The sequence below is a fragment of the Pectobacterium cacticida genome (assembly GCF_036885195.1).
Lineage (GTDB): Bacteria > Pseudomonadota > Gammaproteobacteria > Enterobacterales > Enterobacteriaceae > Pectobacterium > Pectobacterium cacticida.
In genome coordinates, this window is record NZ_CP133656.1 from 1,871,450 (window position 1) to 1,886,839 (window position 15,390).

12 protein-coding genes and 1 pseudogene are annotated in these 15,390 nt (G+C 49.3%); 4 read left to right on the top strand and 9 right to left on the bottom strand.

Annotated features, from left to right (window positions below; all coding sequences use genetic code 11):
• Positions 1–139: 139 nt before the first annotated feature.
• Positions 140–1,075, bottom strand: a complete 936-nt coding sequence (ttcA, locus tag RFN81_RS08765; protein ID WP_264498708.1) for a tRNA 2-thiocytidine(32) synthetase TtcA — start codon at positions 1,073–1,075, stop codon at positions 140–142.
• A gap of 48 nt (positions 1,076–1,123) precedes the next feature.
• A pseudogene (locus RFN81_RS08770) lies at positions 1,124–1,393 on the bottom strand (tyrosine-type recombinase/integrase); the annotation flags it as partial.
• Between the two features lie 50 nt (positions 1,394–1,443).
• Here RFN81_RS08770 and RFN81_RS18730 point away from each other — a divergent pair.
• A complete protein-coding gene (locus RFN81_RS18730; RefSeq protein ID WP_378929175.1) occupies positions 1,444–1,722 on the top strand; it encodes a hypothetical protein in 279 nt (92 codons plus the stop codon).
• On the opposite strand, the gene RFN81_RS08775 is transcribed toward RFN81_RS18730, so the two are convergent.
• From RFN81_RS08775 to RFN81_RS08785, 3 genes are all read right to left on the bottom strand, one after another.
• Positions 1,671–2,786 (bottom strand): glycoside hydrolase family 88/105 protein, encoded by a 1,116-nt coding sequence (locus tag RFN81_RS08775; RefSeq protein ID WP_264498709.1) that lies wholly within the window; start codon positions 2,784–2,786, stop codon positions 1,671–1,673. The genes RFN81_RS18730 and RFN81_RS08775 overlap by 52 nt on opposite strands.
• Positions 2,787–2,887: 101 nt before the next feature.
• Positions 2,888–4,174, bottom strand: coding sequence for an ABC transporter substrate-binding protein (locus RFN81_RS08780; protein ID WP_264498710.1), 1,287 nt, complete (start codon positions 4,172–4,174; stop codon positions 2,888–2,890).
• 58 nt (positions 4,175–4,232) lie between these two features.
• Positions 4,233–5,246 (bottom strand): zinc-binding alcohol dehydrogenase family protein, encoded by a 1,014-nt coding sequence (locus RFN81_RS08785; RefSeq protein WP_264498711.1) that lies wholly within the window; start codon positions 5,244–5,246, stop codon positions 4,233–4,235.
• Positions 5,247–5,397: 151 nt separating this feature from the next.
• Between RFN81_RS08785 and RFN81_RS08790 the strand changes: the two genes are divergently transcribed.
• Together RFN81_RS08790 and RFN81_RS08795 are read left to right on the top strand one after the other, a co-directional pair.
• Positions 5,398–6,321 carry a GntR family transcriptional regulator gene (locus RFN81_RS08790; protein ID WP_264498712.1) on the top strand — a complete coding sequence of 308 codons (924 nt, stop codon included), beginning with the start codon at positions 5,398–5,400 and terminating at the stop codon, positions 6,319–6,321.
• A 221-nt stretch (positions 6,322–6,542) separates the two neighbouring features.
• Positions 6,543–6,830, top strand: coding sequence for a DUF333 domain-containing protein (locus RFN81_RS08795; protein ID WP_264498713.1), 288 nt, complete (start codon positions 6,543–6,545; stop codon positions 6,828–6,830).
• Positions 6,831–6,864: 34 nt separating this feature from the next.
• Here RFN81_RS08795 and RFN81_RS08800 read toward each other — a convergent pair whose 3' ends face one another.
• From RFN81_RS08800 to RFN81_RS08810, 3 genes are all read right to left on the bottom strand, one after another.
• The gene (locus RFN81_RS08800; protein WP_264498714.1) at positions 6,865–7,857 is read right to left on the bottom strand and encodes a 2-hydroxyacid dehydrogenase; all 993 of its coding nucleotides are present in this window, start codon (positions 7,855–7,857) and stop codon (positions 6,865–6,867) included.
• A 111-nt stretch (positions 7,858–7,968) separates the two neighbouring features.
• Positions 7,969–9,522 carry a methyl-accepting chemotaxis protein gene (locus RFN81_RS08805; RefSeq protein ID WP_264498715.1) on the bottom strand — a complete coding sequence of 518 codons (1,554 nt, stop codon included), beginning with the start codon at positions 9,520–9,522 and terminating at the stop codon, positions 7,969–7,971.
• A gap of 542 nt (positions 9,523–10,064) precedes the next feature.
• Positions 10,065–10,670 (bottom strand): FMN-dependent NADH-azoreductase, encoded by a 606-nt coding sequence (locus tag RFN81_RS08810; RefSeq protein ID WP_264498716.1) that lies wholly within the window; start codon positions 10,668–10,670, stop codon positions 10,065–10,067.
• A 311-nt stretch (positions 10,671–10,981) separates the two neighbouring features.
• On the opposite strand from RFN81_RS08810, the gene hrpA reads away from it, so the two are divergent.
• The gene (gene hrpA, locus RFN81_RS08815; protein WP_264498717.1) at positions 10,982–14,869 is read left to right on the top strand and encodes an ATP-dependent RNA helicase HrpA; all 3,888 of its coding nucleotides are present in this window, start codon (positions 10,982–10,984) and stop codon (positions 14,867–14,869) included.
• A 240-nt stretch (positions 14,870–15,109) separates the two neighbouring features.
• On the opposite strand, the gene asr is transcribed toward hrpA, so the two are convergent.
• Positions 15,110–15,346 (bottom strand): acid resistance repetitive basic protein Asr, encoded by a 237-nt coding sequence (asr, locus tag RFN81_RS08820; protein WP_264498718.1) that lies wholly within the window; start codon positions 15,344–15,346, stop codon positions 15,110–15,112.
• Between the last annotated feature and the right edge of the window lie 44 nt (positions 15,347–15,390).

Here is a 15,390-nt window from a genome sequence, read left to right on the forward strand (position 1 = left end):
TATTCCTCGATTTGACTTTACTACCATGCCATATCGCCTGTTGTACAGACGATAGTGGTGGATTCGGGCACCAGGTGATCTTCGCGCTGATTACCTGATTATGCGGAGCGAGAAGGCTATTCGTGGCGACAATGATGTGCTATTTGACTTCTACCACATCGAGACGCACGAGCGATGACGCGTCGTCATCCTCTTCCTGCTGCCAACCAACAGGCTGTAAAGGAAGATCGTCTCGATCAAAAGCCAGATCGCCACCATCAATCACCTCGCTACCGTGATGAATACCTTTGAAATCAAATAGCGCCCGATCGGCAAGATGAGAGGGAACCACATTTTGCATGGCGCTGAACATGGTCTCGATACGACCAGGGTAGCGCTTATCCCAGTCACGCAGCATGTCCTTAATCACCTGACGTTGCAGATTAGGCTGCGATCCGCACAGGTTACAGGGAATAATCGGGTACTGTCTGGCTTCGGCAAAACGTTCGATATCTTTTTCCCGACAATAGGCAAGAGGGCGGATAACGATATGCTTACCGTCATCGCTCATTAGCTTAGGCGGCATGCCTTTCAACTTTCCACCGTAGAACATGTTCAGGAACAATGTTTGCAAAATATCGTCGCGGTGGTGACCAAGCGCAATTTTGGTCGCGCCAAGCTCTGTCGCGGTCCGGTACAAAATACCGCGGCGCAGGCGTGAACACAGGGAACACGTGGTTTTGCCTTCCGGGATCTTATCTTTGACAATCCCATAGGTATTTTCTTCGACGATCTTATATTCCACGCCGAGGTTAGCAAGATATTGAGGCAGGACATGCTCCGGAAAACCCGGCTGCTTCTGATCCAAATTTACGGCAACCAGAGAAAAATTAACGGGTGCGCTTTGTTGCAGATTTCGCAAAATCTCCAGCATAGTGAAACTGTCTTTTCCACCGGACAGGCAAACCATAATGCGGTCGCCTTCTTCAACCATATTGAAATCCGCAATGGCTTCGCCGACGTTACGTCGCAGGCGTTTTTGCAATTTATTGAGATTGTATTGTTGTTTTTGGTTAATTTTTTGATTTTCTGACATTTTATCTTATTCCTACACCCGTAAGGGGCACCAAAGGGGCAAAACGATTCACAGCGCGAGTTTCCGATTCAGCATGCTAACGTAATCTTCATTCATGTCTCCAATCCATTTCTCATAGATTTCACACACCATTTGCGCGTTCTCATGCCCCATTTGGTTCGCAATAAACGAAGGGTTTGCACCTGCCGAGAGTAACCAGCAAGCATAAGTATGGCGCGTATGGTACGGATTACGACGACGAATACCAGATCGTTTTACCGCGGCATTCCACAATTGCCCGATAGACGGGAGGGAGCAGCTAATTTTTTGTTCATGATTTTTTAGATAGAAATGATTCTGCTTCTGCCCATGATGAATCTGGAAAATATATTGCGTCTAATGATAAGGCGGGTGAAGCCGTTCAGGTTAGTGACAAAAACGATCCTGAACGGGTGGATGATCCTCGCATTAGTCGGGGAAATAAAGATGGCACAAAACATAGGGGCTTCTGTAAGACTTTCAAAATAAGCAGTAAATTACTGAAGATAGCGTGTGTAGGGCGAGGCCGTTGTGAGAAAACCTCATGGCGATCTGATGCGCCACGAGGTAGTGAAATTTACGCTAATACTGCTAATGCCTCTGTTAATGCAAGCATGGTGAGCGACTGACCATAGGTGCGCTGTTTGATGGCAATCTTACGATAGTGATCGAGGTCGAACCCCACCGAGGTTCCGGCTGATACATCTGCCACTTCTCCCTGTGGGTTGATGCGGCTCAGCAAGGCATTGACGCCGTTCCAGGCGGCGGCGCGATAGCGCTCATCGAGCAGACCGAGCCGTATGCCTTTCAACAACGCATAGGTGAAACCGGCGGTGCCTGAGGCTTCGAGATAACTATCTGGCTGATCGAGTAAGGTGCGCCACATACCGCTGACATCCTGATAACGCAGGGCGGCATCGGCCTGACGGCGGAAGGTACTGAGAATCATCTGATAGCTGGCATCTTTATTATCCAGCATTTCAAGAAAATCGACGGTGCTAATGGCCGCCCATCCGTTGCCACGTCCCCACAGCGCCTTGCCATAATTGCCATCGCCGGTAAAATTCCAGCCGTGCATCCATAGCCCAGTCTCTCTGTCAATTAGGTATTTGATATGCAGCAGAAACTGATAGCTTATTTCATCCAGGTAGGCCGGTTTACCGAGGTAGATACCAGCGCGCGCATAGAACAAGCCACTCATAAATAGCGTATCGACCCAGAGTTGTTCTTCATTGGGATGGTCACTGGTACAGTGGGTGAAGCCGTTTTCCTGGGTGCGAGGCAGTTGATGTTCGATCCAGTGCGCATATTCGTTGATGAGCGCTTCGTGTTCGTGCGTGTCGTTGACAACGCTCATCGTTGCTAGTGTTAACATCGGCGCCATGCGATTAATGTTCTTCTCCGGCAATCCTTCTGCCAACCGGCGTTGATACCATGCCAGTATATAGTCCAGATAACGTTGTTCACCTGTCACTTGATGAAGCCGCCAGACACCGTAGATTCCTACGCCTTGCGACCAGTCCCAATTTTCAATCGAAAGATCTGAAGCGATCACCTTCTGCCGTTTTAAGGCGGCATCATCTGTGCGAATGGTAATAATCTCATTGAATAGCAACTCAAGTTTTTGATAAATGTCGTTATAGCGGCCTTCGATGTTTTTTATGTCTGCGTGCGTAGTGTCAGTAGCGTGCATAGTTTTCTCACATGTATACAAATAGCAGAGTGACAGAATAAACGGGTTACCCCTTACTGAATGCCCTAACGCTAGATGAGCGCATGGCATAACTAACGGTATTACATAATTTTTTTCAAGATACGTTGTCCCGCTTTTGGGAATGATTGTGCTATCTCTTCCAACGTCATCTGGCCGTAATCGTATTTTTGTAAGTGCTCAAGGAAAGCGGCTAGCAATTGCGGGTTCTCCATATAAGGGGAGGGCATTATCGTGCCGCGCAACGATTCCACCTGTTTTAGCCCCTGCGCTGACAATTGTGTCGTGTTAAGCGTGCCCACCATTGTGAGTTGTTGGCGAGCGGCCTGACTCAGCGGCACACCGCGTTGCAGCCCCATGGCATTAATCCCTTCGCGCTCATTGAGCAGGAAGTTGATCAACTGGGCGGATTCTTGCGGATAACGGGTATTTTTGCCGATGGAAAATGCCATGGCCGGTTTATAGAATATGCCGCTGTCTTTAGCGCCCGGCAGCGTTGGATAGGGGCCAACTTCTAATGTGGCAGGTGCTTTTAGGCTACCAGAGAAGGTATTATCGGTGCTCCAGGTATGCACTCCACCAATTTTGCCTTCCAGCCAGTTGGGGATTTCCCAGGCGTTGGCTTTTCCATAGGATGCGAAGAACCTCATGTTTGGGATAACGTGCCCATCTACCAATTTTTTATACATCCCAAAGTAGTCCAGCCACTCTTGCGGTGTAAACGTAAAAGATTGAGTTTTATCATCGATCATGGTTTTGTTGTATTTCTGAACCATGTATGAATTCAGAAACGTCATGATGGTGGTGTCATGGTGGGCAAGGACGAATGGGTAGTAATCATCCCCCAATTGCTGTTTAAAAACCGGTCCGGCGGCCAACATGTCATCCCAGGTAGTGGGATAATTTAGACCTGCTTTTTGCCACAGCACTGGGTTGTAATACATGGAGCGCCCGGTCATGGCGACAGGGATGGCGTTAAGCTTATTGTCGACGCTGGTCATTTTAAGCGCCTGCGGGGAAAATTGTGTTAAATCTATCTCTTTGGCATGATAAAGATTGTAGAAGCCGTTGCCATTTTTAGAAAATAATACGAGCCAGTTCCAGTTGGTTTGCATCACGTCTGGTTCAGTGTTGCCTGCCAATTGCGTTGTTAATTTCGAGAGATAGCCATCCCAACCAGCAGGCTCTGACTTTATCTTAATATCCGGATGCGCTTTTTCAAATGCAGCAATCGCGGCCATCGTTGCCTGATGACGTTGGTTACCGCCCCACCAGGAAAAACGCAATTCTTTGGTTTGTGCTTGTGCGCCAGCGATCCCGGTTATGGCAAAACTCACGGCGAAACATAAAGGCAGGAATTTTATTTTCATAACAACCTCATTATATTTGTAGGGTAGGGCATTCATACGTTATTTTTGCTGAGTGAAACTAGAATTCCACAACTGCTTTTAACAGATTTTTATTATTTACTATTTGTGTTTCATAAATTTCCGCCAATGATGAAAAGTTAAATCGATGACTTAGCATCATTTTCGCGTCTATTTTCCCTTCACGCATCAATCTTGCTACTTTGGCAAAATCCTCATGGGTGGCATTCCGACTGCCTTTCATCGTTGTTTCCTTTTTATGAAAGTCAGGATCGGAAAATGAAAGATTTCCTTTAAATAAGCCGACGAAAATAATGTGCCCGCCATGACGAATAAGATTGACACTGTTGTTCATGGCGAATTCATTGCCAGTGGCATCAATCACTTTATTGGGCAACTCACCCTGAAAGCTGGCACGTAACTGTCGTTCAAACTGCGGATCGGTGGGATCTAGTACTGCAATGCTTAGTCGTTGATGGGCGTGTAATCGGCGCTCTGCTTGCGTATCGGCTAGAACGAGATTCACGCCGTCGGCTATTCCAATGGCGGCGATGCCCAGCCCTATCGGGCCGCCGCCGACCACTAATACGTTATCTTCCGGCTGACATTCAGCGCGACGGATAGCGTGTGCGCTTATGGCGAAAGGCTCAATTAGCGCGGCGGCAGCCGGTGTAATCCCTTCGGCCAATAGAACATTGCTTTCTGGTACAGTGATGTATTCCACCATGCCGCCATCTTGGTGTACACCAATGACTGAGATATTTTCACAGCAGTTTGGTCGATGATCAAAACAGGCGCTACATCGATTGCAAGAAAGATAAGGAATAACGGCAGCCTGTTGGCCAACACTAAAATGAGTAACTTTATTACCGATAGCCACAATGACGCCACAGATTTCATGGCCTAGCACGCGGGGATAATTAAAAAAAGGTTGTTTACCAGCCCATGCATGAATATCGGTACCACAGATACCGATCGTTTTGACTTTTAATAAGACTTCATTTTCCGCTGGTGTCGGCACTGGGCGTTCTTTATATTCAAAGCATGTTGGTTCTCGACAAATAAGGGTTTTCATTATTTATTCTCTATATTTATTTTGTTTGGTGAGTTTATTTTTTACTAAAACATGCAACGATGTTGCGGAATGTTTTCAGTAATGTGATAAATCACACTGACTTTGGTTCTTAATCGGTTTTTAATGAATAAAAAACTGTAGAAGGATTTGTATGAGTCGCCCACCAACCTTGCGTCAACATGTGATCAACCAGTTTATTGATGCGATGAATCAGGGGGCGCTGGTTTCGCCATTGCCCTCGCAGGCGGTATTGGCTGAAGTGTTTAACATTAGCCGTACCACCGTGATGCACACGTTGAACTATCTGGCTGAACGCGGCATCGTGGTAAGAGTAGGCAGTAAATACCATATTGCACGCAAGCCGGAAGGATGTGATGGGTTTGATGTGATTGCCGAAACGCTGGAAGGACAGACGGCACTGTTTGAAGCGCGTTTTTATCATATGATTAACCAACGCCAGATCGTGCCGGGCGATGCCTTTACTGAACTGCAACTCGCGCGTCAGTGTAGGGTAAGGCCAGTGGTTGTGCGCGAGTTTCTGCTGCGTTTCTCACGTTACGATCTGATTGAAAGTCTGCGTCGGGGTTACTGGCGTATGAAGCAGTTCGATCAGGCCTATGCCGAAAAGCTGTTTGAGCTCCGCGAAATGCTGGAAACACACGCGCTAAATGCTTTTATGAATTTACCTGACCATGACCCGCGCTGGATCACCGTGAAAGAGTTATTGGAGCGGCACCGTGAATTGCGCAATCATATTCAGGAGTACTACCGCCTTTTTTCGCCGCTTGATCAGCGCTTACACCAACTAATTATTTCTGCGGCCGATAATCCGTTTTTCGACCAGATGAGCGAGATTATCTCGGTGGTGTTCCATTTCCATTATCAATGGGATGAGCGCGCGCTTAAACAGCGTAATACGCTGGCGGTAGAAGAGCATCTGGCATTGCTAAGCGCAATGCTGTGCCGCAACGACTTACTCGCGATGCGTGAACTGCGCCGACATTTGGATACGGCGAAGCAATCGATGATCGATTCCATGGAACGGAAAGCGTCGCCGACTCACGCGGCGTCCTGACCGTTCTACCGAACTGAGGTAATGGCGTCGGGAAAACGGTCGCAGGTATGGGCCGCAGTTGCGTTGATTCAACATAATTCTCATGCTGGGCAATCTGCATGATGGCGGCAGTTGCCGACGAGCGACGTGATGGATATAGTCTTTATCTGAAAAAATCACAACGTCGGGCGTTGTTACCCTACGCCGCGTCAGATCCTCTATTCACCCGAACCGAGGGAAACATGAAATTATTATCAGGCTTAGTTACCGTCGCCGCACTGCTGCTGGCAGGATGCACGCATCATAGCGAAAACGCCGCCGTGGTATCGCAAGACGCGGCACAACAGGATGATCAGGCGGTGGTGTTATTGAAAAGTAGTTCGCCAGTTGATGTCAACTGTATGCTGATCGGTGGGACTGTGGCTCTTTACCGGCAGCTTGATGGCGCGAGCGAGAGCGCCTGCCAGTTAGCAAACGGCAAGCGCTGTAGCACGCAAGCGCTAATGGATGGGACTTGCCCGGCAGGATGAATATGGCGGCAGTGGATACTGCCGCGGGGATGACTTAAACAGTAACCTGATTTGCGCAGGGCATATTCTGGCTGAGTTCTTTCAGGTTCTGTAGCGTGGTTTGCGAAATGCTGATCAAGGCTTCTTCGGTCAGGAACGCCTGGTGCCCGGTAAACAGCACGTTGTGGCATGCGGATAAACGGCGGAAGACATCATCCTGTATGACATCGTTGGATTTGTCGGCGAAGAAAAGGTCGCGCTCGTTTTCATAAACGTCCATGCCCAGCGCGCCGATCTTCTGTTGTTTCAACGCGTCGATTGCCGCCTGTGAGTCGATCAGTCCGCCACGGCTGGTATTCACGATCATGACGCCATTTTTCATTTGCGCAAAGGCTGCCTGATTCAGCAAGTGATGGTTTTCCGGCGTTAGTGGGCAATGCAGGGATATAACGTCGGCATTGGCGTACAGCGTGGTTAAATCCACATACTCTGCCCCTAATTCCAAGGCCTGTGGGTTGGGATAAGGGTCGAAAGCCAATAAACGCATACCAAAGCCCTTTAGGATGCGCATTGTGGCAACGCCGATTTTACCCGTACCGATAATACCCGCCGTCCGTCCGTGCATATTGAAACCAATCAGCCCTTCCAATGAAAAATTTGCGTCACGCGTGCGTTGATAGGCGCGATGAATGCGACGATTCAATGTCAGCATTAGGCCGACGGTGTGCTCGGCGACGGCTTCGGGAGAATAGGCGGGAACGCGTACTACGCTGATACCTAACTCCTTGGCGGCGACTAAATCGACGTTGTTGAAGCCCGCGCAACGCAGTGCCAGCATGGTAATGCCCATCTCCGCCAGTTCCGTTAATACTTCGCGGCTACCGTCATCGTTCACAAAGATACAAACAGCCTGACAGCCCTCGGCTGTTTTGGCCGTGCGCGATGTCAGCATGAAATCAAAAAACTCCAGATTAAAGCCAAACTGCTGATTGACCTGTTCCAGGTATTTACGGTCATATTGCTTCGTGCTGTAAATTGCCACTTTCATTGATAGTTTCTCCGAAAAATCCTCAGATTAAGCTATCAGAAAATAGGGCGGCGACAAACCGTTACCTGACTGACAATAACGGTTTGGTATTGAGTAGGAAGCGGTTCAGGATTAGCGCGAGGTACTGAAAACCGACACCGCGTCAGACATTGTCGCGATCTGCTGTTCCAGACTATTCACGGCAGAACTGGAGTGTGCCGCTAAAATGGTATTCTGACGCGTTAGTTCATCAATATTATTCACCGCTGAGTTTATCTGGCTCACTCCTTGTGATTGCTCTTGCGTCGCCAGGCTGATTTGGTTCACCAACTGCGTAACCTGTTGCACCTGGGTCAATATATTGTTCATTGACTGACTGGTATGATTGGCTAGCTTATCGCTGGCGTGAATATTTGCGATCGTGGTGTCGATAATTTCTGCAATATCTTTGGCGGCAGCGGCGCTACGCTGCGCCAGAGAGCGAACTTCTGCCGCCACGACGGAGAAACTTTTCCCCTGTTCGCCGGCATGAGCCGCTTCTACTGCCGCATTGAGCGCCAGAATGTTGGTCTGGAAGGCCAAATTATCCAACACGCTAATGATATCGGTAATTTCTTTACTGGAGCGTGTCATCACCGCCATGGTATCGGTGACCTGATTAACCGCTTTCTCCCCGGCATCAACGGCCTGATTAGCATCATTTGCGCAGCGCGTTGCCAGTTGTGATGCCGAAGCATTGCTTTGAATCGTGGCCATAAGCTCTTCCATCGAGGATGCCGTAGATTGCAAACTTTGCGCGGTGTCTTCACAGCGCTGACTTAATGTGTGGTTCCCTGCGGCAATATCGCTACAGGCGTGACGCAGTTCAGCCAATTTACCGTTGACATCATCGACAAAGGTTCGAAAATTCATGCCAGATTGATTAACCGCACGTAATAACATTCCTATTTCATCCACGCGGTTAAGTTGAAAGGTGTTGTCCGCTTGACCGGAGGCGGAATTAATGGCCTGTTGCAGAATTTTTTCCAAAGGCTTGGCCAGGTGCTGAACCAATAATTCACTGGTGATTATCGCACCGGCGAATAGCGCTAAAATGAAAATGAGAAGAGGCATGGTGAACGGCATAGTAGTAAGTAAAAATAATAACGCACAGAGCATAAAAAGAAATAGATAGCTTCTTATTCGCCAACGCACGGGTATAACGTTAAATAGGTTAAGCCATTTTAATTGCCCTTTATAAATCAGCAATCCTTGAAAGAGTCGTCGGTTTTTTAATGTGTTCTCATTCAGTTGACGATAAAGTGTTTCAGCCTGGCGAGCTTCTTCCGGTGAGACGCGCGTCCGCACCGACATATATCCTGTTATTTTACCATCCTTCATCAGTGGCGTCGTACTGGCTTTAACCCAATAATAATCACCATTCTTACGCCGATTTTTGACGATGCCAGTCCAGATTTTCCCTGCCTTTAGCGTTGCCCACATGTCGGCAAACACTGGCGACGGCATGTCCGGGTGGCGCACGATATTGTGAGGTTGATGGAGTATCTCTTCAAAGTTATAACCGCTGGCTTCAATAAAATCGTCATTTGCATAAGTGATATGACTATCAGTAGTCGTCACCGACATTAGCTTCGCTTTTTCATCTAATAAATACTGGATATCACTGACAGGAAAATTCTTACGCATTTATTTATCCTTTAAGTGTAGGCAAGTATAAACGTGATACTTTAGATCCATTCGCTAATTGAAAAGCAAGGCGTCATTTTCAATTAACGGCGCTATTCTTAAAACTGTTAACGATTGATAAAATAGCAAGCGACTCGACTAATCAAAATAGCGCAATTTTTTGTGTTATTTCCTTTCGTTGGCATAGCCTCCAGTTAGGGTTACCGGTAAGCTCCCATTGCTGCTCCGCAGCCTATCCTTATTGAGTATATTATGAGTTTGTAGATTTGCACTGTAGATAGCATATTTTAAGGAATGAAATTAATAGCAGGGGTGAATGATGATGATTTATCGGGGATATGACCAAAGAGTATGTTGTCGAACGGCCAGATTGCCTGTTAGGTGACCGGTCGGTCCACGCGGGCGTATAAGTATGGTCACGTAGCCATGTAATGGCATGAAATATCGGGCGGATGGTGGAAAAAACGCGTGCCAAAAGGCACGCAATCATTAAATTAACACATCAATATTAATGGCAAAGTCAGTAACGCAGGAATGATAGGTTATGCGGTGGCTAGCTGAGATATCTGTGCTTTCGCCGCTTCGGTTGCTTTCTGAGCAGCCTCTGGGCCATAGCCATAACCTTCCGCAAATACAAATTCAACGTCGGTCAGTCCAAGGAAACCGAGGAAGAGGCGTAAGTAAGGCGTCAGCAGGTCGCTTGGGGCGTCTTTATGGATGCCGCCACGGGTGGTTAAGACGATAGCGCGTTTGCCTTTCACCAAACCTTCGGGACCTTGCTCTGTGTAGCGGAACGTCACGCCAGCGCGTGCCACCAGATCAAAATAGTTTTTTAACTGAGTGGGGATGTTGAAATTATACATTGGCGCCGTAATGACGATGATGTCATGCGCCTGTAACTCAGCGATTAATTCATCGGACAGTTTCAACGCTTCTTGCTGACGTGCGGTTAGCGCGGCATCAGAGGGACGCAATGCGCCCACTAATTCGCCATCAAGAACCGGGATCGGCTGAGCAGCCAGATCGCGTACGGTAACGCTATCATTCGGGTGTGCAGACTGCCACTCTGCCGTGAAATGATCGGCCAGTTGGTTTGACTGAGAGAACCCAGCCAGAATACTTGATTTTAAAACCAATACTTTGCTCATTGCCAATTCCTTTAATGTTCAATGTCGGCGTGACATATGCCTTTTGAGCCTCACATCTTATGCGCCATGTTGGATACTGAAAAGTGCAAATATTCGAAGCCTTCATTCTATTTTATTGAACAAAATAATTCTTGAATCGGTTTTCACCAGGTGGTTAGAGCCCTTTATCGCGATGTGATACTCTTTACGCCCTATAACAGGCCTTAGACTGAAAATCCCGTTAGTCGGTGTTTAATGAGGCGCTATCGCGCCAGATAGGGTGATGAATATCGCCCCGAAATGCGTTAAAGAAATAATTAAGGAAGAGCAACGTGAAATCACCTCTCAGTGCATTATCTACGCAGTTAAGTGAGCTAATGCTTCGCGATAGTCAACGTCTGCGCCGCCGTTTGCAAGGGGCCGCCAAAGTTAGCAATCCGCAGGCTTTGGCCGCCATCGCGCAGGAAATTGAGGGGGAAATCGCAACGGCGCGGCAGAAAGTAGAGAATCGGCGGGCAAGTCGTCCGGCGATTCTCTACCCTGAACAGCTTCCCGTGAGCCAGAAAAAGGACGAGATTCTTGAGGCGTTGCGCCATCATCAGGTGATTATCGTTGCGGGCGAGACGGGATCGGGCAAGACTACGCAGTTGCCGAAAATTTGTCTCGAACTGGGGCGTGGCGTACAAGGGTTGATTGGTCACACACAACCGCGTCGTCTGGCGGCAAGAACCGTAGCCGACCGTATTGCAACCGAGTTGGACACGCCGCTGGGTAGCAGTGTGGGATATAAGGTGCGTTTTAACGATCAGGTCAGTGACAATACCCTGATTAAGCTGATGACCGACGGGATTCTACTGGCGGAAATTCAGCAGGATCGCCTGCTATTGCAGTACGACACGCTGATCATCGATGAAGCGCATGAACGCAGCCTGAATATTGATTTTATCATGGGCTATTTGCGCCAATTGTTGCCAAAACGTCCTGATTTGAAAGTAATTATTACCTCGGCGACTATCGACCCGCAGCGCTTCTCGCGCCATTTTAACCATGCGCCGATCATTGAAGTGTCTGGGCGAACTTATCCTGTCGATGTGCGGTATCGCCCCGTGGTGGAAGATGCCGATGACAGCGAGCGCGATCAATTACAGGCGATTTTTGATGCCGTGGATGAACTGACGCGTGAAGGGCCGGGCGATATCCTGGTGTTCATGAGCGGAGAACGCGAAATTCGCGACACGGCCGAGGCGCTGGCTCGTCTCGAATTGCCGCATACCGAAATACTCCCGCTGTACGCCCGTTTGTCGAATCAGGAACAAAATCGCGTTTTTCAATCACATCATGGCCGCCGTATCGTGCTGGCGACCAACGTAGCGGAAACGTCACTCACCGTTCCAGGGATCCGCTATGTGATCGACCCCGGTACCGCGCGTATCAGCCGCTACAGTTTCCGAACTAAGGTTCAGCGCCTGCCGATTGAGCCTATCTCACAGGCGTCAGCGAATCAGCGTAAAGGGCGCTGTGGCCGCGTTGCCGCCGGGGTATGCATTCGCCTGTATTCCGAGCAGGATTTTCTGTCGCGGCCTGAATTTACCGATCCTGAAATTCTCCGCACCAATTTAGCTTCCGTTATTTTGCAAATGACCTCGTTGGGGCTCGGCGATATCGCCGCGTTCCCCTTTGTTGATGCGCCGGACAAGCGCAATATTCAGGACGGCGTTCAATTACTGGAAGAACTGGGTGCAATTACGCTGGCGGAGAATGGGCATTATCGCCTGACGCCGCTGGGGCAACAACTGGCGCAGTTACCGATTGATCCGCGGCTGGCGCGAATGGTATTGGAAGCACGGAAAACCGGCTGCGTGCGTGAAGTGATGATCATCACTGCGGCGCTGTCGATCCAGGATCCACGTGAAAGGCCGTTGGATAAGAAGCAGGCCGCGGATGAAAAGCATCGCCGCTTTGCCGATAAAGACTCCGATTTTCTGGCCTTTGTCAAACTGTGGGATTATCTGCGAGAACAGCAAAAAACGCTGTCCGCCGGCCAGTTCCGCCGACAGTGCCGTGTGGATTTTCTCAACTATCTGCGTGTGCGTGAATGGCAGGATATCTACACGCAACTACGTCAGGTGGTGAAAGAGCTACGGCTACCGGTTAACAGCGAACCCGCCGACTATCTGAGCATCCACTGTGCGCTGCTCACCGGCCTGTTATCACATATTGGTCAGAAAGATATTGATAAGCAGGAATATAGCGGTGCGCGTAACGCGCGGTTCGCCATTTTTCCCGGTTCAGGGTTATTCAAAAAACCGCCTAAGTGGACAATGGTCGCCGAACTGGTGGAAACCAGCCGTTTATGGGGGCGCATTGCCGCGCGTATTGAACCGGAGTGGATAGAACCGCTGGCCCCGCATCTGATAAAACGCAGCTATAGCGATCCGCATTGGGAGAAAGCGCAGGGCACCGTGATGGCGCAGGAGAAGGTGACGCTTTTCGGGCTGCCAATTGTCGCTGCGCGTAAGGTGAATTACAGCGCAATCGATCCGACACTCGCACGCGAAATGTTCATCCGCCACGCGCTGGTGGAAGGGGATTGGCAAACGCGTCACGCCTTTTTTCGCGCTAACCTTAAGTTGCTGGCGGAAGTGGAAGATTTAGAACACAAATCGCGCCGCCGTGACATTTTGGTGGATGACGAAACGCTGTTCGCTTTCTACGATCGGCGTTTGCCGCGCGATATTATCTCGTCGCGTCATTTTGATCGGTGGTGGAAAGATGCCAGCCGGGATAATCCCGACCTGCTTAATTTTGAAAAAAGCATGTTGATTAAAGACGGCGCGGGGAAAGTAAGCGCGCTGGATTATCCGAATTTCTGGCATCAGGGTGGCCTGAAATTGCGTTTAACCTATCAGTTTGAGCCGGGTGCAGATGCGGATGGCGTCACGGTACATATTCCGCTGCCTATTCTCAATCAAGTGCGCGAAGAGGGCTTCGAGTGGCAGATTCCCGGTGTGCGTCGCGAACTGATCATCGCGCTGATTAAATCCTTACCCAAACCGTTACGCCGTAACTTTGTCCCTGCGCCAAACTATGCCGAGGCGTTTCTGGCACGAGTTACGCCTTTGGAAAAAGGGTTATTGGATGCGCTGGAGCGTGAATTGCGGCTGATGACGGGCGTTACGGTGCCGCGTGATGCGTGGCAGTGGGATCAGGTGCCCGATCATCTAAAAATCACTTTTCGCGTTGTTGACGAGAAAAACCGCATATTGCGGGAAAGCAAAGACCTGAATGCACTGAAAGCGCAGCTCAAAGAAAAGGTACAGCAAACCTTGTCATCCGTGGCAGACGATGGGCTGGAGCAGCGCGGTCTGCATGTCTGGAGTTTTGGCTCGCTGCCGGATTGTTATGAACAAAAACGCGGTGGCTATTCGGTCAAGGCTTATCCGGCGTTAGTGGATGAGAAGGACAGCGTAGCGATTCGCCTCTTTGATACTCCGCATCAGCAACAACAGGCGATGCAGCAAGGGTTACGCCGGTTGTTGCTGCTCAATATCCCGTCGCCGATTAAATATCTGCATGAAAAATTGCCGAATAAGGCGAAACTTGGCCTCTATTTCAACCCGTATGGCAAGGTGCTCGATCTCATTGACGATTGCATCGCCTGTGCGGTGGATAAACTGGTTGAATTATCCGGTGGCCCGGTCTGGCAAGAACAAGCCTTTCAGCAGTTGCATGAAAAAGTGCGTGCGGAGCTAAATGATACCGTGGTAGATATCGCCAAACAGGTTGAAGTGATTCTGACAACGGTATTCTCTATCAATAAGCGTCTGAAAGGGCGTGTCGATATCGCGCTGGCGCTGGCGTTAAGCGACATCAAGCAACAGATGAACGGCCTGGTGTTCCGCGGTTTTGTCACCGACAACGGTTGGCGACGTCTGCCGGATGTGCTGCGTTATCTACAAGCAATAGAGCGGCGGTTGGATAAATTGGCCCAGGATGCTCATCGCGACCGGGCGCAGATGCTAAAAGTGCAGCAGGTTCAACAAGCGTGGCAACAGTGGTGGAACACACTACCGGCTGAGCGTCGTGATGATGACGATGTGAAAGCGGTTCGCTGGATGCTTGAGGAGTTACGCGTTAGCTATTTTGCTCAACAGTTAGGAACGCCGTTTCCGATCTCGGACAAACGCGTATTGCAGGCAATGGAGCAAATAGAAGCGTAAGGCTTACGCGATGACCGCGGAATAGCGCAAGTAGGATACTAGAGAAAAAAAACCAGGGTAATGAGGCCGCAGAGCAGAACGAGGGATAATATAATTTCAAATGAGTACTGACGCATTTCTGTCCCGTTCCTAAGTGGATTAACACGCTGATAAATAGTTTTTTAAAAAACACGTTATTGGCGTGAATATCGACAAGTCGGAAGTAGCGCCTTCCGGGTGAGGAAGGCGCCAGATGCCTGATTACGCGGCTGGCGACTGGGTCGCTGGTTTCGCTTTCTTCGCGTGCTTTTTAGCTGCCGAATGTTGGTGTTCTGCGTTCTTATTCATCGCTCTTTTATGGTGTACGGCTTTGCTTGGCGCAGGGGATGTCATCGTTGCGGACGGTTGCGCAGGCGCGTTGGTTGCACTGTCGGCAGCAAACGCAGCGGAAGACAAACCCAGTGCCGCGCCAGCGATCATCACAAGTACTTTATTCATCATCATTTCCTCATTATCTCATTCCGTTGCCCTGACTAGGGCCG

Coding starts and splice junctions, on each gene's coding strand:
- ttcA (WP_264498708.1), bottom strand. CDS start 1,075: ATGTCAGAAAATCAAAAAATTAACCAAAAACAACAATACAATCTCAAT.
- RFN81_RS08775 (WP_264498709.1), bottom strand. CDS start 2,786: ATGCACGCTACTGACACTACGCACGCAGACATAAAAAACATCGAAGGC.
- RFN81_RS08780 (WP_264498710.1), bottom strand. CDS start 4,174: ATGAAAATAAAATTCCTGCCTTTATGTTTCGCCGTGAGTTTTGCCATA.
- RFN81_RS08785 (WP_264498711.1), bottom strand. CDS start 5,246: ATGAAAACCCTTATTTGTCGAGAACCAACATGCTTTGAATATAAAGAA.
- RFN81_RS08790 (WP_264498712.1), top strand. CDS start 5,398: ATGAGTCGCCCACCAACCTTGCGTCAACATGTGATCAACCAGTTTATT.
- RFN81_RS08795 (WP_264498713.1), top strand. CDS start 6,543: ATGAAATTATTATCAGGCTTAGTTACCGTCGCCGCACTGCTGCTGGCA.
- RFN81_RS08800 (WP_264498714.1), bottom strand. CDS start 7,857: ATGAAAGTGGCAATTTACAGCACGAAGCAATATGACCGTAAATACCTG.
- RFN81_RS08805 (WP_264498715.1), bottom strand. CDS start 9,522: ATGCGTAAGAATTTTCCTGTCAGTGATATCCAGTATTTATTAGATGAA.
- RFN81_RS08810 (WP_264498716.1), bottom strand. CDS start 10,670: ATGAGCAAAGTATTGGTTTTAAAATCAAGTATTCTGGCTGGGTTCTCT.
- asr (WP_264498718.1), bottom strand. CDS start 15,346: ATGAATAAAGTACTTGTGATGATCGCTGGCGCGGCACTGGGTTTGTCT.